16 protein-coding genes are annotated in these 18,664 nt (G+C 70.4%); 12 read left to right on the forward strand and 4 right to left on the reverse strand.

Going from position 1 to position 18,664, the window contains the following annotated elements; genetic code table 11:
• Window positions 1–99: 99 nt before the first annotated feature.
• From D7W79_RS21545 to D7W79_RS21565, 5 genes are all read left to right on the forward strand, one after another.
• A complete protein-coding gene (locus D7W79_RS21545) occupies window positions 100–1,206 on the forward strand; it encodes a serine hydrolase domain-containing protein (RefSeq protein WP_120527269.1) in 1,107 nt (368 codons plus the stop codon).
• A 221-nt stretch (window positions 1,207–1,427) separates the two neighbouring features.
• Complete coding sequence (locus tag D7W79_RS21550; RefSeq protein ID WP_120527270.1) at window positions 1,428–2,531, forward strand: hypothetical protein; 1,104 nt, start codon at window positions 1,428–1,430, stop codon at window positions 2,529–2,531.
• A gap of 11 nt (window positions 2,532–2,542) precedes the next feature.
• A complete protein-coding gene (acs, locus tag D7W79_RS21555; protein WP_120527271.1) occupies window positions 2,543–4,507 on the forward strand; it encodes an acetate--CoA ligase in 1,965 nt (654 codons plus the stop codon).
• Between the two features lie 22 nt (window positions 4,508–4,529).
• Window positions 4,530–4,808 (forward strand): DUF485 domain-containing protein, encoded by a 279-nt coding sequence (locus tag D7W79_RS21560; protein ID WP_120527272.1) that lies wholly within the window; start codon window positions 4,530–4,532, stop codon window positions 4,806–4,808.
• A 12-nt stretch (window positions 4,809–4,820) separates the two neighbouring features.
• Window positions 4,821–6,446 carry a sodium:solute symporter family transporter gene (locus tag D7W79_RS21565; RefSeq protein ID WP_120527273.1) on the forward strand — a complete coding sequence of 542 codons (1,626 nt, stop codon included), beginning with the start codon at window positions 4,821–4,823 and terminating at the stop codon, window positions 6,444–6,446.
• Between the two features lie 135 nt (window positions 6,447–6,581).
• Here the strand turns inward: D7W79_RS21565 and D7W79_RS21570 are convergent, their stop codons facing one another.
• Complete coding sequence (locus D7W79_RS21570) at window positions 6,582–7,343, reverse strand: bestrophin-like domain (protein ID WP_147442002.1); 762 nt, start codon at window positions 7,341–7,343, stop codon at window positions 6,582–6,584.
• A 158-nt stretch (window positions 7,344–7,501) separates the two neighbouring features.
• Between D7W79_RS21570 and D7W79_RS21575 the strand changes: the two genes are divergently transcribed.
• The 3 genes from D7W79_RS21575 to D7W79_RS21585 all read left to right on the forward strand — a co-directional run bounded on the left by D7W79_RS21575 (window position 7,502) and on the right by D7W79_RS21585 (window position 10,624).
• On the forward strand, window positions 7,502–8,356 hold the full coding sequence (locus D7W79_RS21575; protein WP_120527275.1) for an ion transporter: 855 nt from the start codon (window positions 7,502–7,504) through the stop codon (window positions 8,354–8,356).
• Between the two features lie 21 nt (window positions 8,357–8,377).
• Window positions 8,378–9,955: an N-6 DNA methylase gene (locus D7W79_RS21580; RefSeq protein ID WP_120527276.1), complete on the forward strand. Its 1,578-nt coding sequence runs from the start codon at window positions 8,378–8,380 to the stop codon at window positions 9,953–9,955.
• Between the two features lie 111 nt (window positions 9,956–10,066).
• Window positions 10,067–10,624 (forward strand): superoxide dismutase family protein, encoded by a 558-nt coding sequence (locus D7W79_RS21585; protein ID WP_120527277.1) that lies wholly within the window; start codon window positions 10,067–10,069, stop codon window positions 10,622–10,624.
• A gap of 55 nt (window positions 10,625–10,679) precedes the next feature.
• Here D7W79_RS21585 and D7W79_RS21590 read toward each other — a convergent pair whose 3' ends face one another.
• Both D7W79_RS21590 and D7W79_RS21595 read right to left on the reverse strand, forming a co-directional pair.
• Entirely contained in the window at window positions 10,680–12,959 is a 2,280-nt protein-coding gene (locus tag D7W79_RS21590) for a glutamine amidotransferase (RefSeq protein ID WP_120527278.1), read from the reverse strand.
• Window positions 12,960–12,983: 24 nt separating this feature from the next.
• Window positions 12,984–13,742 carry a DUF4159 domain-containing protein gene (locus D7W79_RS21595; RefSeq protein WP_120527279.1) on the reverse strand — a complete coding sequence of 253 codons (759 nt, stop codon included), beginning with the start codon at window positions 13,740–13,742 and terminating at the stop codon, window positions 12,984–12,986.
• 56 nt (window positions 13,743–13,798) lie between these two features.
• Here D7W79_RS21595 and D7W79_RS21600 point away from each other — a divergent pair, with 56 nt between their 5' ends.
• The 4 genes from D7W79_RS21600 to D7W79_RS21615 all read left to right on the forward strand — a co-directional run bounded on the left by D7W79_RS21600 (window position 13,799) and on the right by D7W79_RS21615 (window position 17,998).
• Window positions 13,799–14,107, forward strand: coding sequence for a molecular chaperone DnaJ (locus D7W79_RS21600; protein ID WP_244221893.1), 309 nt, complete (start codon window positions 13,799–13,801; stop codon window positions 14,105–14,107).
• A gap of 27 nt (window positions 14,108–14,134) precedes the next feature.
• Window positions 14,135–14,845 (forward strand): hypothetical protein, encoded by a 711-nt coding sequence (locus D7W79_RS21605; RefSeq protein ID WP_120527280.1) that lies wholly within the window; start codon window positions 14,135–14,137, stop codon window positions 14,843–14,845.
• An 82-nt stretch (window positions 14,846–14,927) separates the two neighbouring features.
• Window positions 14,928–16,403, forward strand: a complete 1,476-nt coding sequence (locus tag D7W79_RS21610; protein WP_120527281.1) for a DUF6250 domain-containing protein — start codon at window positions 14,928–14,930, stop codon at window positions 16,401–16,403.
• A 29-nt stretch (window positions 16,404–16,432) separates the two neighbouring features.
• Complete coding sequence (locus tag D7W79_RS21615; RefSeq protein ID WP_120527282.1) at window positions 16,433–17,998, forward strand: beta-ketoacyl synthase N-terminal-like domain-containing protein; 1,566 nt, start codon at window positions 16,433–16,435, stop codon at window positions 17,996–17,998.
• Window positions 17,999–18,031: 33 nt separating this feature from the next.
• On the opposite strand, the gene D7W79_RS21620 is transcribed toward D7W79_RS21615, so the two are convergent.
• Window positions 18,032–18,583, reverse strand: coding sequence for a hypothetical protein (locus D7W79_RS21620; protein WP_120527283.1), 552 nt, complete (start codon window positions 18,581–18,583; stop codon window positions 18,032–18,034).
• Window positions 18,584–18,664: the final 81 nt, after the last annotated feature.

Raw genomic sequence — 18,664 nt, forward strand, 5'->3', positions numbered from 1 at the left:
GTCCCGCCCGGGGTGCGTGCGCGGCTTCCAACGCGACACGCCCCTGTCGGACTGGCAGCCCCCAGGCACCACCGCCTTCCCTTCTTCCGGATCCATTCCATGACCACCCCAGCGCAGGACCCCGCGCGACTGAGGCAGCTCGTCGCGGCGGCCATGAAGGACTATCTGGGCACGCAGACGGAGATTGGCGTGTCGGCGGCGGTGTCCGTCGGCGACGTGCGCGCCAGCTACGTCGCGGGCCTGTCGGACCGCGCTGCCCAGCGGCCGGTGTCCGAGGACACGCTGTTCCTCATCGGCTCCGTGCAGAAGGTCTTCACCAACACGCTCGCCGCCGCGCGCATCGTGGAGGGGAAGATGGCGCTGACGGATCAGATCACCCGCTTCCTCCCGGGAGAGGTCCGCCAGCAGGGCACCGTCATCCGGCAGGTGACGCCCCAGGCGCTGGGCACCATGACGGCGGGCATGCCCGGCGCCAACGTGCCGGGCCAGCCGGCGGGCGCGCTGTACCGGGGAGAGGTGCCGCCTCCGGAGATGTTCGACTTCTGGACGCGCTTCAACCCGGAGACGCGCGTGGGCACGCACTACAGCTACTCCAACGTGAGCGAGGTGACGCAGGGCTTCACCACCACCCTGGCCGCGCGGCGCAGCTACCCGGAGCTGTTCGCCACGGACATCCAGGAGCCGTTCGCCATGCGTGACACGCGCGTGGACCTCACCGGCATCCGCCCCGAACGCATCGCCCAGGGCTACACCACCCGGGGCAAGCAACTGGGCTACCGGGGCGTGGGCTTCAACTCCACCGCGTCGGACATGCTGCGCTTCCTGGAGGGCAACCTCTTCCGCGTGCCCACCATGCCGCTGCTCACCTACCGCGCGATGAAGCTCGCGCACACGCCGCACTTCGAAATCTCCGCGCGTCAGTCCATTGGCCTGGGCTGGTACATCACCGACGCGGGCGGCGGCGTGAAGGTGCTGAGCAAGGCCGGCGGCAACGGCGGCTTCGTGGCGTGGGTGGGCTTCCTGCCCGGACACGCCGCGGCGGTGGTGCTCCTCACCAACGGCCACCCGACCACGGGCGTCAAGCTGCCCGCCATGGGCCGGCGCATCCTCCTGGAGGCCGCGGGGCTCCAGGCGCCCATCCCTCCACCGGATGCGGAGGACGACGCGGACGCGGGCATCGCCCCCGACGACGGCGCGGAAGCCTGAGCCGGCACGGGCAGGGGCCACGCACGCTGACGCGCCGCGTGGCCCCTGTCTCGTCGCGGGGACCGGCGTTACTCCGGTGTTACGACGCGCTGCACGAATCGTTACGGGGGGTAACGTCCTGTCACCTTCCGCCACATCCTGACGCGCCGAGCCAACCTCCAAGGTCCTGAAACCCGGAGCGCGCGCGGGTGGAACGGGCGTTGCTCTGGGGATGGGGACCCATGCGCCCCCTCCCCCCTGCCCTGTCGCGGTTGTTGGTGCTCACGACCCTGCTGACCGCGCTGCCGGCGGCCGCGGGCAAGATTCAACTTGGCGACGACGCGGTCCTCAACGTCGACGTGCTGCTGCAACCGCAGATGCAGCTCATCAAGGACGGCGCGCCCACGGGCGGCGTGGGCACGGACTTCTTCCTGCGCCGTGTGCGGCTGCTCGTCTTCGGCTCCATCACGAAGAAGCTGTCGTTCTTCATCGACACGGACCAGCCGAACTTCGGCAAGAACGGCGACTACAGCCCCGCCTTCTACATCCAGGACGCCACGGTCGCGTACGAGTTCGCCGACAAGACGTGGGTGGAGGCGGGCTTCATCCTCGCGCCGCTGTCGCACCACGCGCTGCAGGGCGCCGTCGCGCTCAACACGGTGGACTACCACTCCGAGCTCATCCGCTACCCGCTGGGCGTGGGCAAGGTGTGGCGCGACATGGGCGTCCAGGTGCGCGGCTTCGCGGGCCCGTGGGCGTACCGCGCCGCCATCCTCAACGGCGTGGAGGGCGCGACGCTGGAGAACGGGCAGGTGGTCAACCCGGACGACCTGCCGCGCGCGGTGGGCACGGTGCGCTACAACGTCTGGGGCCACGAGTACGACCCGTTCCTCCGGGGCATCTACTTCACGGAAGAGCCCCTGCTGTCGTTCGGCGTGGCCGGGGACTACCAGTACTCCGCCATCGCCACCGCCTCCGGCGTGCATGACGCGGTGGCCCTGGCGGCGGACGTGTTCCTGGACGTGCCCATGGGCGACGACCAGGAGTTCGTCCTCCAGAGCAACGTCTTCTCCTGGCAGCAGGGCTTCGACAACGTGCGCAGCGGCACCGGCTTCTTCGTGGAGCTGGGCTACCGCATCGGCATCATCGAGCCCGTCCTCACCACCGAGTACTTCAACGGACGCGTGGCCGCGCAGGACCTGCTCACGTTCCGGCCCGGCTTCAACCTCTGGTTCCAGAAGCACACCTTCAACCTGAAGACGGAGGTGGCCGTGTCGCGCGCCGGGGACATCGCCCACGCGACCACGGGCATCACCGGCACCGCCCAGCTCCAGCTCTTCTACTGAGGACGCCCCCCATGGCCACGCAACCGGACTCGCTCTTCCCGCCGAAGGAAGCCTTCCGCCGCACCGCGCACGTGCAAAGCCTGGAGGAATACCAGCGCCTCTACCGCCAGAGCCTGGACGCCCCGGACGCCTTCTGGGGCGAACAGGCCCGGCAGCTCACCTGGTTCCACCCGCCGGAGACCATCCGCGAGGTGAACGAACAGGCCGCGGACTTCGCCTGGTTCGTGGGCGGCAAGCTCAACGTCACGGTCAACTGCGTGGACCGCCACGCGAAGGCGCGCCCGGACAAGGCCGCCATCCTCTGGGCGAAGAACACGCCCGGCGAATACGAGACCATCACCTTCCGGGACCTGGCGCACCACGTGAACCGCCTGGCCAACGTGCTCAAGGCGCACGGCGTGCGGAAGGGCGACCGCGTCATCGTCTACCTGCCCATGATTCCGGAGCTCGTGTACTCGCTGCTGGCGTGCGCGCGCATCGGCGCGGTGCACTCGGTGGTGTTCGCGGGCTTCTCCGCGGACTCGCTGCGCGAGCGCGTGCTGGACTCCGGCGCGAAGGTCGTCATCACCGCCAATGAAGGCCCGCGCGGCCCCAAGAGCGTCGCCACCAAGGCCATCACCGACGAGGCCCTGGAGGGCCTGACCCAGGTGACGTCCGTGCTCGTCGCGCGGCGCACGCCCAGGGACGTGCCCATGCGCGAGGGGCGCGACCACTGGCTGGACGCGGAGGTCCAGAAGCACCGGGGCGTCTGTCCCGCGGAGTGGATGGACGCGGAGGATCCGCTCTTCATCCTCTACACCTCCGGCTCCACCGGGAAGCCCAAGGGCGTGCTGCACACCACGGCCGGCTACCTCGTCTACGCGAACACGACCTTCCGCTACATCTTCGACACGCAGCCGGACGACGTGCACTTCTGCACCGCGGACGTGGGCTGGGTGACGGGCCACTCGTATCTCGTGTACGGCCCGCTCAGCACCGGCACCACCACGGTCCTCTTCGAGTCCACCCCGACGTGGCCCGACGCGAGCCGCCTCTGGCAGGTGGTGGATGACCTGAAGGCCACCACGCTCTACACCGCGCCCACCGCGCTGCGCTCACTCATCAAGGAAGGCGACGCGTTCGTCACGAAGTCGTCCCGCAAGTCGCTGCGCCTGCTGGGCAGCGTGGGCGAGCCCATCAACCCGGAGGTCTGGCGCTGGTTCCACGACGTGGTGGGCGAGGGCCGCTGCCCCGTGGTGGACACCTGGTGGCAGACGGAGACGGGCGGCATCCTCATCGCGCCCCTGCCCGGCGCGACGCCCTGCAAGCCCGGCAGCGCCACCCTGCCCTTCTTCGGCGTGGAGCCGGTGCTGGTGGACGAAGAGGGCCGCAAGCTGGAGGGCAACGGCGTGAGCGGCAACCTGTGCCTCGCGCGCTCGTGGCCGGGACAGGCGCGCACGCTGTACGGCCACCACTCGCGCTTCGTGGAGACGTACTACGCGCGCTTCCTGCCGCTGTACTTCACCGGCGACGGCTGCCGCCGCGACGAGGACGGCTACTACTGGATCACCGGCCGCGTGGACGACGTGCTCAACGTGTCCGGCCACCGCCTGGGCACCGCGGAGGTGGAGAGCGCGCTCGTCGCGCACGAGGCCGTCGCCGAGGCCGCCGTGGTGGGCTACCCGCACGACCTGAAGGGCACGGGCGTGTGCGCCTTCGTCACGGTGAAGCCGGACTTCCTGCGCACCCCGGACGAGAAGATGGTGGGCACGCTGCGCGAACAGGTGCGCCACGTGATTGGCCCCATCGCCACGCCGGACCGGGTGGTGCTGGTGTCGGGCCTGCCCAAGACGCGCTCCGGAAAAATCCTGCGCCGCATGCTCCGGAAGATCGCCGGCGGCGAGACGGAGAACCTGGGTGACGCGAGCACGCTCGCAGACCCCGCCGTGCTGGATGAACTGTTGACCAAGGGCCTGCCGCCGGCCTCGCGACGCTGAACCCTCACTCCGGAGCGCACCGATGTATGGCAATTCGAAGGACGACCTGCTGAAGGCGCTGGCCGCGAGGCGCTGGCGCGTGGCCGGCGCGCTGACGGTGGCGATGCTCGTCGCCTACCTGGGCTTCATCCTGCTCGTGGCGTTCAACCGGCCGCTGATGGGGCACCAGTTCGTGCCGGGGCTGTCCGTCGGCATCGTGCTGGGGGCGCTCACCATCCTGCTCGCCTGGGTGCTGACGGGTGTCTACATGCTGTGGGCGAACCGCAAGTACGACCGCGCGCTCGACGAACTGCGCCGCTGAAAGAGGCCCCCCATGAATCCCTCGACCGCGGGCACGCAGATTGGCCAGCCCAACACCACGGCCATCTTCTTCTTCCTCCTCTTCGTCAGCATCACGCTGGCCATCACGTACTGGGCCGCGCGCAAGACCAAGACGACCTCTGAGTTCTTCGCCGCCGGTGGCGGCATCAGCGCGGCGCAGAACGGCTTCGCGCTGGCCGGTGACTTCATGAGCGCCGCCAGCTTCCTGGGCATCGCGGGGCTCGTGGCCACGTCCGGCTTCGACGGGCTCATCTACTCCGTGGGATGGCTGGTGGGCTGGCCGGTGGTGACCTTCCTCATCGCGGAGCCCCTGCGCAACCTGGGCAAGTACACCTTCGCGGACGTGGTGGCCTACCGGCTGAAGCAGACCCCGGTGCGCCTGTCCGCCGCGGTGGGCACGCTCACCGTCGTCGTCTTCTACCTGATTGCCCAGATGGTGGGCGCGGGCAACCTCATCCGCCTGCTGTTCGGCCTCTCCTACGAGACCGCCGTCGTCATCGTGGGCGCGGTGATGATCCTCTACGTGCTGTTCGGCGGGATGATCGCCACGACGTGGGTCCAGATCGTGAAGGCGGTGCTGCTGCTGGGCGGCGCGACGGCGCTGGCGGGCGCGGTGCTCTACCAGTTCGGCTTCAGCCCCACGGCCCTCTTCAGCGAGGCGGTGAACCGCTACGGCCCGGAGGCGCTGGCGCCGGGCAAGCTGGTGTCCAATCCGCTGGAGACCGTCTCCCTGGGCGTGGCGCTGATGTTCGGCACGGCGGGCCTGCCGCACATCCTGATGCGCTTCTACACGGTGCCGGACGCGAAGGCGGCGCGCACCAGCGTCTTCTACGCCACGGGCCTCATCGGCTTCTTCTACCTGGTGACGTTCATCCTGGGCTTCGGCGCGTCCGTGCTGGTGGGCCGCCAGGCCATCGTCGGCGTGGACAAGGGCGGCAACATGGCCGCGCCCATGCTGGCGGAGGCCGTGGGCGGCACGGGCTTCCTGGGCTTCATCTCCGCGGTGTCCTTCGCCACCATCCTCGCGGTGGTGGCGGGCCTGACGCTGTCGGGCGCGGCGGCGCTGTCCCACGACCTGTGGTCCAGCGTGGTGCGCAAGGGGCACGCGCCGGAGGCGGAGCAACTCAAGGTGGCGCGCATCTCCAGCCTGCTGTTGGGCATCCTGGCCATCCTCCTGGGCGTCCTCTTCAAGAACCAGAACGTGGCCTTCATGGTGGGGCTGGCGTTCGCCATCGCGGCGAGCGCGAACTTCCCCGCGCTGCTCCTGTCCATGCTGTGGAGGGGCTTCACCACCAAGGGCGCGGTGGCCAGCATGCTGACGGGCTCCATCAGCGCGGTGCTGCTCATCTTCCTGTCGCCCACGGTGCAGGTGGAGCTGCTGGGCAACGCGTCCGCGATCTTCCCGCTGAAGAACCCGGGCATCGTCACCATCCCGCTGTCCTTCGTCGTCGGCTGGGTGGTGTCCCTGCTGTCGCCGGAGGCGGAGGCGTCGCGGCGGTTCGCGGAGGTGGAGCACCGGATGCACGTGGGCGCGGTGGTGCCCCCGCCCGTGGTGGTGCCCACGGGCGTCGGGGGTTCGGTGCCGGCGGGCGTCCCGGAGGCTCCGCGAAAGGTTTGAGGCTGCTCGGCCGTCCTCCACGGTTTCTTCCTCGGCGTGGAGGACAGGGCGGAACCCGGGAGTTTCCAAAGGGGCTCGGGTTCCGCCCTTCTTTTTCGACGACGGCCCGCGCTTCTGTCTTCAGCGGGGCGCCCCTCAGGGCTGGGCGCGAATTTGCTGCTGGAGTTCGTACAACGGACGTTGATCCGAGTGCATGCGCCCGCGCAGGGGAACATCCAGGTCCACCAGGGTGAACATCACGGCGGTGAGGATCACCACGAAGATGACCCAGGGCAGCCCCCCTCGATTTCGCGTGTCCGGCCGGAAGCCCAGCAGCATCGCCGAGCCGAGCATCCCGATGAGCAGCAGGACGAAGATGGAGTTCGGGATGATGTTGCGGGATGCCTCCAGGCGCTCGGCGGAGACGTCCAACACGTCATTGAGGGCCTGGGTGGTGAGGGTCAGGACCGCGGTCGGGGTCCCTGGCGCCACCGCGTCCAGCAGCGCCCAGAGCTGCGCCTGGAGCGCATCCGATTCCCGCAGCCACTGCGTGAAGCGCTCCGGGTCCTTCGCGTCCACGTACGCATTGAGCCTGACATCGACATAGCGGCGCAGCCGGGTCTTCAGCTCACCGCGCGTGGGCTCCGGCAGGAAGCCCGAGCGCAGGTAGAACGTGCCAATGGCGTTCGCCTCCTTCACGACGAGGTCACGGCGCAGGGTGTACCGGTCCGCGGCCATGGAGAAGGAGAAGGCGAGCAGCAGCGCCACCAGGCCAAGCACCGAAGCCTGGAGCGCCGACACGTCGTCGAGCCCCGGCCTGCGGTGGCTGAGCCGGTAGCCGAACTCCAGGCTCAGGAAGAGCAGGGCCATCACCCCAGTGGCGAGCGCCCACGTGGGCATCATTTCGACGATTCGCATCGTGCGCCGGAAGACCTCCGCGCCCCGGCATCAGGGAGCCAGGAACGGTGGCCCTGGAAACCCGTGGAGGCAACGCGGCCCTCCGGTCCAGGGCCGGCGGTGATGGTGAACGTTCCGGGGACGGGCGCGCGGGGGATTGCGTCTAAGCTGCGCGGCCTGTGAACCGCCCGTCCGAACAGAGCCCCCCGAGCGGCTTTCGCGCCCGCCTGCACACCGTCATCTTCGAAGCGGACACCCCGGCGGGGAGGGCGTTCGACATCGCCCTGCTCTGGGCCATCGTGTTCAGCGTGGTGGCGGTGATGCTGGAGAGCGTCGCGCAGGTGCGCGCGGGCTACGGCCACTGGCTGCATATCGCCGAGTGGGTCTTCACGATCCTCTTCGCGCTGGAGTACGTGCTGCGCCTCATCGCGGTGCGCCAGCCATTGCACTACGCGCGCAGCTTCTTCGGCGTCGTGGACCTGATGGCGCTGTTGCCGTCGTTCCTGAGCGTGCTGTTCCCCGGGGCGCAGACGCTGCTGGTCATCCGCGTGCTGCGCCTGCTGCGCGTCTTCCGCATCCTCAAGCTGGGGCACCTCTTGGGTCAGGCGGAGGTGCTGCTCACGGCCCTGCGCGCGAGCCGCCCGAAGATCATCGTCTTCCTGGGCACGGTGCTGAGCATCGACGTCATCATGGGCGCGGTCATGTACATGGTGGAGGGGGAAGCGCACGGCTTCGACAGCATCCCCCGCTCCATGTACTGGGCCATCGTGACGATGACGACGGTGGGCTTCGGGGACATCACGCCCAAGACGGTGCTGGGGCAGTTCCTCGCTTCCATCCTGATGGTGATGGGCTACGGCATCATCGCGGTGCCCACGGGCATCGTGTCGGTGGAACTCGCTGCCGCCGCGCGTCAGCCCCTGGATACACAGGCCTGCCCCGGCTGTGGCGCACAGGGTCATGACCTGGATGCGCGCTTTTGCAAACGCTGCGGCACGGCATTGGACTGGGCCCCCTCGCGGCCCACCGGGTGAATCCGTCTAGGATGGCCGCGCATGGCCCGCGCCATCGACACGCCCGAGCTGGACGAGGAACGGCTGGTCCACCAGTTCCCCGGCATCGACCGCAAGGCGGTGGGCGCGTTCTACACGCCCGCGCCCATCGTGGAGCGCACGCTGGCGCTCGCGCTGGCGCACCTGGGTGACGGGCCGCTCACGGTGGTGGACCCCGCTTGTGGCGCGGGGGCCTTCCTCGCCGCCGCCGCGCGGCACCGTCCGGACGCCAGGCTGTGCGGCCTGGAGCTGGATGCCGGCGTGGCCAGCCTGTGCCAGGCCCGCGTGCCGGGCGCGGACGTGCGCGTGGGGGACGCGCTCCGGGGCGGGCTGGAGCCGCTGCTCGCGGGGACGCCGGAGGGGCACGCGGAGTTATGGGTGGGCAACCCGCCCTACAACGGCACGTCCGCGGTGCTGAAGGACGCGGCCTGCTACGCGCGGCTGCGCGCCCTGGTGCCGCTGGCGATGCCACCGGGCACGAGCCTCCGCGACGACTTCGCGTTCTTCCTCCTCGTCGCCATGAAGCGGCTGACGGCACGGCCGGGAGTGCTGGCCTTCATCACGCCCGCGAGCCTGCTGGAGTCATTCATCTACGCGCCGCTGCGCCACGCGTTGCTGGACGCGCTCCACCTGCGGGAGGTGGTGGACCTGGGCCCGGGCATCTTCACGGGCACGCAGGTGCGCACGTGCATCACGGTGTGGACGTCCCGCTCCGGCACGGACGCCTCCGCGCCCCGCTACGAGCACAAGGGCGTGGGCCAGTGCTTCACGCCCGAGCCTCCCGAGTGGCGGCTCTCCCCCATCGCGCAGGAGGCCGCCGCGCTGGACGCGGACTGGCGGGCGCGGGGCGAGCTGCTCACCACGCTCATCCCCGTGAGCCTGCCCGGGGTGAAGACGCGCTTCGACGAGCTGCTGGTGGACGCGGACCGGGACCGGCTGCTCGCGCGCCTGCACGCCTTCTGCGCCGCGACGCAGGACACGCTGGAGGACTTCGCGCGGGAGTACAGCCTGGAGCCCGCGCTGCTGCCCAAGCTGCGCGCGCTGAAGCAGGGGCCCGCGCTGGAGGTGGACGCAAGCCACGTGCGCCCGTTCTTCCGCTACGGCGGCGCGAGGCACCGGGGCGCGCTGCCACCGGAGACGAAGGCGTTCTGCTACCTGGACCGGCGGTTGATTCCCCGAGGCGACCACCGGCTGCGCGGTCCGTATGATCCGCACCAGGACGCGGTGAAGCTCCTCTTCAACGTGCGTGAGCTGCCCCTGTCCGCGGCGCTGCTGGAGGAGCCCGGCTGCGTGCACGACCACCGCCACGCGCGCTTCGCGCCGCTGTACGTGCCCCAGCGCATCCGGGATGAAGGCCTGGGCATCACGAGGGGCGCGACGTCCCGCGATTCCCTGGGCCCGCTGGTGCCGAACCTGTCACCCCGGGGAAGCACCTGGGCGGAAGGGCTGGGCGGCCCGGAGGCGGCGTTCCGCGCGGTGATGCGCTTCCTGAACGGGACGGCGGTGCAGCGGGTGTGGGCGCCCGCGTTCGGGGCGTCCCGGGTGGTGCCGGTGCCGCTGGAGGGGCCGCTGCCGGAGTGATGACTCCCCGTCACCGGCCGCGTGCGGGGGTGGACATTCTCCAGCGAGCAGGGCGTGCGGCGGGTAGTGTCCCGCGCCGCTGGGTAACCCCATTCCTGGAGTCTCCAAGACATGACGATCCGTCCCCTGCTGATTGCCGCCGCCCTCCTCTCCACGCCCGCCCTGGCCCAGGACGCCGGGACGATGGGTCCCACGGACGCGGGCACGAAGCCCGCGCCCAAGAAGGGCGAGACGGTGAAGGCGACGCTGAAGGACGCGCAGGGCAAGGACGTGGGCGAGGTGACGCTGGAGCAGGCGCCCAAGGGCGTGCTGGTGAAGGGCACGCTGATGAACCTGCCCGCGGGTGAGCACGCCTTCCACATCCACGAGACGGGCAAGTGCGAGGCGCCGGACTTCAAGACGGCGGGCGGCCACTTCAACCCGACGAAGAAGCAGCACGGCGCGCTGTCGACCAAGGGTCAGCACGCCGGTGACATGCCGAACCTCTACGTCGCCCAGGACGGCAAGGTGCAGTTCGACGTCTTCATCGCGGACCTGAAGGTGAAGTCGCTGCTCGACAAGGACGGCTCCGCCCTCATGGTGCACGCCAAGCTGGACGACTACCACACCGACCCCACCGGCGACGCCGGCGGCCGCATCGCCTGCGGCGTGGTGGAGAAGTCGGAGTAGTCCCTCGCGTCACGGAACGCGCCCGGTCCTCACATTGGGACCGGGCCGCTTCCGGCTACACGTACCCGAACCGCCGCCGCGCGAACCACTCCGCGCCGAGCAGCGCGATGAGCGCCACGAGGTAGTACCAGCGGTCCCACAGCGGCTGGTCCTTCGCGCGGCCCACCTCCACCACCGGCGGATCCAACAGCGGCACGTCCGGCATGCCGTCACGCGGCAGCTTGTACGCCTTGCCCTCCGTGACGCTGGCGATCTGCTCCATCAGCTCCGGCCGCACCGACGCGTCCGACAGCTCCGGGCCCACCGCGCGCACCGCCACCGCGTCCTCGCCCTTGCCCAGGTCCGTCTCGCCCTTCTTCGCGGACGCGAGCAGCTTGTACGGCCCCGGTGCCGGCGGCGCGAACTCCACCCGCACCACGCCGTCCGCGCCCGTCGTGCCCGTCTGCACCGCCACCGGCTTCTGCGTCGCCACGGAGAACAGCTCCACCCGCACCTGCGCGCCCTCCGCCGGCTGGTAGTCCGCCATCCGCGCCTGCACCACCACGCCCACCGGACGCCCCGGCTCCACCGACGGCGGATCCGCCGTCACCTTCAGCGTCGTCAGGTCCGGGTCCCGCACCAGCCACCGCAGCGCATTGCCCCAGAAGCGGTCATACGCCCGGTTCGGTGAACCCTCCCGGTGCGCCGTGAACGCCCACGACCACGTCGCGTCCGTCGCCACCACCATCGCCCGGCCCCGCCCGTAGTCCCACACCGACACGAGCGGCGCGTTCTTCCCGTCCACCGTCAGGAACGGATGGTCCATCAGCACCGTCGCCCCCGGCCGCGCCCGCGTCAGGTTCGCACCCGGAATGGGAGCCAGCTCCCCCCACGTGCTCTCCGTGCTCGCCGCGCCCGTGCCAATGGACGTCACCGGATGCCGCAGGCCTTCCGGCGTCAGGCGCGGCTTGAACGGATCCGCGTTCGCCGGACCCGCCGCCTCCACCGGCAGCGCCTCCATCAGCGTGGGCATGGCCGCGCGCCCTTCGCCCAGCACGCTGTCGCCGCCAATCATCACGAACGCACCGCCCTCGTGGATGTAGCGCTCCAGGTTGCGCTCGTACTCCGCGATGGACAGCGACGGGTCCGAGTAACCGAAGTTCTGGAAGATGACGACGTCGAACGTGTGCAGCTTCGTGTCGAAGATCTCCTCCATGGGGAACGGGATGAGCGACAGCTCCCGCTCGTTCGACACGCCCGGGTCGTCCGACAGCGTGCGCAGGATGTAGAACGACACCAGGTCCACGTTCGCGTCCTGCTTGAGCAACCCGCGCAGGAAGCGCTCGTCCCACGACGGCCGTCCCACCACCAGCAGCACGCGCACCCGGTCGCGAATCACCTTCAGCGTGAACGAGCGGCTGTTGTTGTCGCTCACCGCCTCATCCGGGAACGTGGGCACCGTCACCGTGTAGACGAACCGCCCCGTCTGGTCCGGCGTGAAGGTGAAGGACACCGGCTTCACGTCGTCGCCGGTGGTCATCCGCACCAGCTTGCTCGCCACCGTCTTGCCCTCCTGGCTCAAGACGACGGGGATGTCCTGCCCGGAGAACCCGCGCCCGTGGATCTCCACCTCCACCGTCAGCGAGTTGCGCACGAAGGCGAAGTCATCCACCTTCAGCCCCTCCACCGACAAATCCTTCAGCGCCTCCTGGCCCACCAGGAACGTGGACACCGGCACGCCCAGGTCCGTGAGCGCGGCCCGTGCCCGGCCCACCGCGCCGGCCTTCAATTCCGTGTTGTCCGCGCCGTCGCTGAACAGGAGCACGCCGGACAGCTTGCGCGACCCCTGCCCGCCGGACGCCGCGGACCGCAGCGCCGCGAGCAGATCCGTCGTGCCCGCCCGCGCGGGCTCCTGGGCCAGCTGCGCGGCCGTCACCGGAGCGAGCTCCGGATCCACGCCGTACACCTCCACCGTGAAGCGGTCCTGCCAGGACGCGAACGTGGGCGCCGCCTTCTCCAGGAACGCCGCCACCTGCGCGCTGCGCGTGGGCCCGCCCGGCTCCGACGGGAAGTTCATGGACGCACTGCGGTCCACCAGCACCGCCACCCGGTTCTTCATCCGCGCCACCTGCAGGTGTCGGATGCCGGGCTCCAGGAGGAAGAAGAACGCCGCCACGCCCGCGCCCAGGCGCAGACCCCACAGAAGCAGCTTGCGGCCCCGGGACGGCTCGCGGCGCACGCCCCACGCCGCCAGCGCGATGCCCAGCACCAGCCCCACGCCCAGGAGCACCAGTGCCCAGACGGGCAGGGGCGACAGGCTGACGAGCTTCCACGCGTTGAAGGACGGGGAGTTCATTCGGTCGTGCGCTTGGGAGGTCCGTCAGCGCCGCTTGTTGAGGATGAGGGGCAGGTGCACCGCGTCGTCCTTGTAGTCCAGGCAGAGCGCGTACATGCACAGGTTGATGCCCAGGCGGATGGCCAGCTCGCGCTGCGGCTCGCCGCCGGGGGACACGTCGAACTCGTAGTCGCCGGACTCGCTGCGGCTCCACGCGCCCGCCACGTCGTTCTGCGAATAGATGACCGCCGCGCGCTTGCCCACGCTCGCCACCAGCGGCAGCGGCTTGTGCAGCAAGCGGCCCGGCGCCGCGTCCAGCAGGAAGAAGGACTTGAAGACGACGTGCGTCCCCGGCGCCTCCTTCAGCGGGCTCTGCGGCAGCACGCGCGCCATCTCCCGGCGGAAGCTGGCGTCGAAGCCGTCCCCGTCGCTGCCGTCGTTGGCGTCCCCGAACACGAAGCCGCCGTACGTGAGGTAGCGGCGCAGGTTGGACACCTCCGCGTCACTCAGCGCGGGAAAGGCCCCGTCCCCTCCGAAGTAGAGGAAGGGGTACTCGAAGAGGTCCGGGCTGCTCAGCGCGAACGGGCGCGCGTCCGGAATGACTTCCACGGACGTGCGCCGCTGCAGCTCCCACGCGAGCCGGCGCAGGCCCGACAGCCGGACGTCCCAGCGGCCCCCGTGCCGGGCCACCGCGGGGATGAAGCGGCTCTTCTCACCGAAGGCGGCCGCACGCCGGGACAGCAGCGGGACGAGCGCGGACGTGGCGAGGAGCAGGTTTCGACGGGAGAGGGACCGCACGGGCATGGGGACCCGCTTATACCGTCGGCGGGTGCCTGCATTCCCTGGTATAGACGCGCGCCATGGCGAAAGGCGGACAGACGGAGTCCGGCGGCCCCAGCGGCTCCGGAGCCCCGGGCCTGGCGCCCGGCTCGGTTCCCGGCTCCGACGACGTGCGCGCCGCCTGGGCCCGCAAGGACGCCGGTGACGTGGCCGGTGCCCGGAAGGACGCCGAGCGCATCCTCGCGGGCAGCCCGTCCCCGGAAGACCGTGAACGGGCGGAAGACCTGCTGCGCGCCACCGCCACGCCCCGCGCCCTGTACGGGTACGCGCTCCTGGGCGCCGTCATCCTGGGGGTGCTCCTGGGGCTCGCCCTGACCCGCTATTCCTGACGGCCATTGCCGCTAGGATGGCGCGTCATGGAAGGCTTCCTCCAGGCGCTCAAGTCGTACCAGTCCTTCAACCCCTCCGGCTGGGTGGGCATCTACCGGCTGCTGCCCATGTGGGTGGGCGTGGTGGTGGCGCTCGTGGGGCTGGTGCTGCTGCTCGCGGGTGGCGGCAAGCTGTTCCGCGCGGTGGCGGGCCCGGTGGGCGCGGTGCTGGGCCTGGTGTGGACGGGCGCCGTCACGCAGCGGCTGAACCTGGGCGCGGAGCTGGATCCGCGCATGCCCACCCTGGTGGCCGCGGCGCTGATGGCGCTGGGCTTCCTCTTCCCGCCCGCCGTCACCTTCGTGGGCGTGGGCGTGCCGCTGGGGCTTCTGGCGGGCCAGATTGCAGGCCCCAGCGACTTCCTGCTCGGCTTCGGGCCGGGCTTCATCGTGGGCGGCCTGGTGGGCGCCGTCCTCCACCGGCAGGTGAGCGGCATCGTCGCGTCGCTGGTGGGCGCGTGGCTGCTGGTGATTGGCGCGCTCGCGGCGCTGCACCAGTTCGGCGGCGTGGTGGAGGCGGTGGCCAGCCGGCCCTGGGGCGTCATCATCGCCGCGCTCCTCTTCGCCCTGGCGGGCAGCGTGTACCAGCTCGCCGTGCGCCCCTCGGCCGAGGAGTCGGATCAACAGAAGGCGGAGAAGCAGCGGCTGAAGCAACGCCTGGCGGAGCAGCAGGCGCTCGAGAAGCGATGGGGGGTCAAGTAACCCCTGTCCCGGCAATCCTTTACGCCGGAGGGGCCGGAGCGTAGATTCCGCCGGCTTTCCCCCTCCCCTTCCTCGAGCATCGATGGGCCAGGCCAGCCGCAAGGACAAGGACACGCAGAAGCAGGAAGGGTCGCCCCCGGCGGCCACCGTCCCGTCTTCCCCGGAGACCGCCCAGCCCGCCGTGCCCCATGAGGGGTGGCGCAAGCCCGCCGGCATGGGCCGCAAGGGCTGGGCCGTCCTCGCCGGCGCCGTCGCCTTCATCCAGCTCCCGCTCATCCACTACGCGCTCCTGCGCGGCCAGGCGGACGTCACCGCGACGGTGCCCTACCAGCAGGCCTTCAACGACCCGGCCGTCGTCGCCCGCGACTTCTTCTCCACCGGCGCCTACTGGCGCGTGACGAACGGGGAGCTGCTGGGCCCCGCGCCCAAGAACAACCCGCTGTGGCTCCAGGCCGTGCTGCCGGACGACGTGGCGGTGGAGTTCGACGTGCGCCCGGAGTACCCCGAGGGCGACATCCGCGTGGAGCTGTTCGGCAACGGACGCGACCCGGCCTCCGGCTACGTGCTGGTGCAGGGCGGATGGAACAACAGCCTGTCCGTCATCGCCCGGCGCGACATCAACGCCCCCGCGCTGGACGTGCTCCAGCGCAAGGCCGCCCGCATCGCGGAGAAGGGCGGCGGCCAGGGCGCGGACCTCGTCGCCACCGGCGTCTTCAACAGGGACACGGCGGTGCGCGTGGAGTCCCGCGTGGGCGCCCCCATCCAGTCCGGCCGCACGTACCACTGGCGCATCGAGCGGCGCGGCAACGTGCTCAAGTGGGCCATCGACGGACAGCTCGTGGCGGAGCTGGATGACCCGTTCCCCTTCAAGGGCAAGGACCACGACCGGCTGGGCCTCTCCGGCTGGGAGTCCCAGCTGTTCTTCGACAACCTGCGCGTCGGCACGCCGGACTCCATGCCCGCCACCATGGCGGCGAAGCAGGAGCCCACCCTGCCCCCGGGCCCCTCCGAGGACGACTTCAACCGCGACACGCTGGGTGACGCGTGGAACGTCACCCACCCCGCCGCCGTGAAGCTGGAGGACGGGGCGCTCGTGGTGCAGAACGTGGGCAACCGCCCGGTGTGGCTGAAGAAGCCCATTCCGGAGAACGCCGTCATCGAGTTCGACGCCTGGGGCGACAGCCCGGACGGCGACATGAAGGTGGAGGCGTGGGGCGACGGCCGCTCCTTCTACGCGGGTGACCCGCGCCTGCAGTACACCGCCACCGGCTACGTCTTCATCTACGGCGGCTGGCGCAACACCCAGTCCATCATCGCGCGCCAGCACGAGCACACCAACGACCGCGCCGTACGCGACGGCGCCGCGGTGGTGCCCGGCCAGCGCTACCACTTCCGCATCACCCGGCGGGATGGGCTCCTGTCGTGGGAAGTGGACGGCAAGCCCTTCCTCACCCTCCAGGACGCGTCCCCCCTCTACGGCCCCCGGAACCAGTACTTCGGGTTCTCGGGCTGGCAGACGCGCGTCCACTTCGACAACCTCAAGATCCAGCCGCTGTAGCCTTCCCCCGGGCGGCGGAGGAAACACCCGTGCGCAGAGTCGGAATCTTCGGCTGGGGCGTGGTCGCCCCGCGTTCCCCCAACATCGAGGCCTTCGCGAAGAACCTCGAGTCGTCCGAGACCTGGCTGACCCCCTTCAACGGCTTCGGTCCGGACAACTTCCTCGTCGGCACGCCCACGTTCAACCTGGCGGACTACAAGCCGTGGATTGACGCGCGCTTCCCCGCCAACCGCTTCTCCCAGCTGGAGCGGAAGATGGGGCAGCCCACGCAGTACGCCATCGGCGCCTTCATCCAGTCGCTGGCGCAGAACCCGGGCATTGAAAAAGAGCTCCAGGAGCTGGGCACCAAGGCCCATGTCTACGTGGGCACCGGCCTGGGGGACTTGCCCACCATCCAGAACATCTCCCTGGACCTCTACCGCGCCCAGCGCCGGTGGGACCGCTTCTGGGCCTCCCCGGAGAGGAACGGCGCCCTGCGCGAGTGGCGCGAGACGCGCGAGCCCCTGCCCGGCCTGCCCCCGGAGCCCTCCACCATCGAGGAGGTGGAGCGCGACAGGGCGGAGGACGACTGGTGGCACTTCTGGGCCGGCCGCTCGCCGGAGCTGCGCGAGTACCTGGAGGAGCTGCGCGAGATTGAAGCCATTGGCGTGCCCGACGAGGGCGACGTGGAGTCCGCCAAGCTGGCCGTCATCAAGGAGAAGCGCACGCGCAACGGGCGCCTGCAGAAGAAGTGGAACGCGCCCGAGCCGCCGTGGAACGCCGTGTCCTCCAACGTGCTGTGGAACATCCACAACACGCCCGCGTCCCAGGTGTCCATGCTGGGTCAAATCACCGGCATGACGTTCGCGCCGGTGGCCGCGTGCTCGTCCTTCGGCTACGGCCTGAAGCTGGCCATGAACGCCATCCGCCTGGGTGAGGCGAAGGCCGTGGTGCTGGGCATGACGGACGCGGCGCCCAACCCGCTGGTGGTGGGCGGCTTCTACAACGCGCGCGTCATCTCCGCGGACGCCGCCGTGTCCAAGCCCCTCACCGCCCTGCGCGGCACGCACATCGCCGGCGGCGCGGTGGTGTGGGTGGTGGGCGACTACGAGCACTTCACGCAGAAGGGCTTCAAGGCGCTGGGCCTGGAGCCCGTCGCCGTGGGCGTCACCGCGGACGCGGACCACATCATCACCCCGTCCAAGGAGGGCCCCACCCTGGCCATCCGCGAGGCGCTGGGCGCCGCGGGCTGTCAGCCCCAGGACGTGGGCAGCTGGGACCTGCACGCCACCGCCACCCCGGGCGACTTCCTGGAGGTGCAGAACCTGCGCGACGTGCTGCCGGAGTCCGTGCTGATCACCGCGCGCAAGGGCACCTTCGGCCACGGCATGTCCGCGGGCGGCGGCTGGGAGCTCACGGCGCAGTACCTGGGCGCGGAAGCGGGCAAGGTGTTCCCCACGCCGCTGGCCGCGCCGGAGCTCAACAAGCAGATCGCCAAGGTGCACGGCCGCTTCGTCTTCAACCAGGAAGAGGCGGCGCCCGAGGGGTGCTCGGGCAAGCTGTCCATGGGCGTGGGCGGCATCAACGCCTGCATCATCTCCCGGCCCTGGAAGTAGCCGGGAGGCGCAAGCGTCCGCGGGGCGGAGCCCTTACGGGTACTTCGCGGACGCCTCGGCCTCCAGGGCCGTGGCACCCTTCGGGTTGAGCTTGCGGAAGAACTCCAGCTCCAGCTCCAGGTCCCGGTAGCTGGCCTTCTGCTCCGGCGCGAGCCCGGTGGTGCTGCGGCCCACGGCGTTTGAATCCGCCATGCCGCCGCCGTTGCCCTTGTCCGTGGCGTAGCCCATGGCCACCTGCTGCTGCATGCGGTCCGTGCGAAGGGCGCGCAGCACGACCCGGCCATCCGCCATGGTGAGCCCCTCGATGAGGTAGCGCGTGGAGGAGGTGGGCCCCATCGTGCCACCGCCGGAGTCCAGCCACTCCGTCTCCAACACGTACTGGTTGGGCATCTCGCGCCACGAATAGCCGCGCGCGTCCATGATGGTCTTCACCTCCGGCCACAGCTGCGCGAGCGGCTGTTCGTAGGCGACGGTGGCCGTGCGGTCGCGGATGTAGTTGTCGCGCTGGTGGCCAGCGCAACCGGCGAGGAGGACGACGGAGACGGTCAGGGCCCACAACGGGGCCGAGGGAAACAGTTGGCGCATGGAGACGACCTCCCGGACGGGAAGCAGTGGGGTGTGGAGACCGCCCATCCTAGCGCGGCCCTCCCCCTGTCTCTTATACAC

This window comes from Corallococcus exercitus (genome assembly GCF_003611585.1).
GTDB lineage: Bacteria > Myxococcota > Myxococcia > Myxococcales > Myxococcaceae > Corallococcus > Corallococcus exercitus.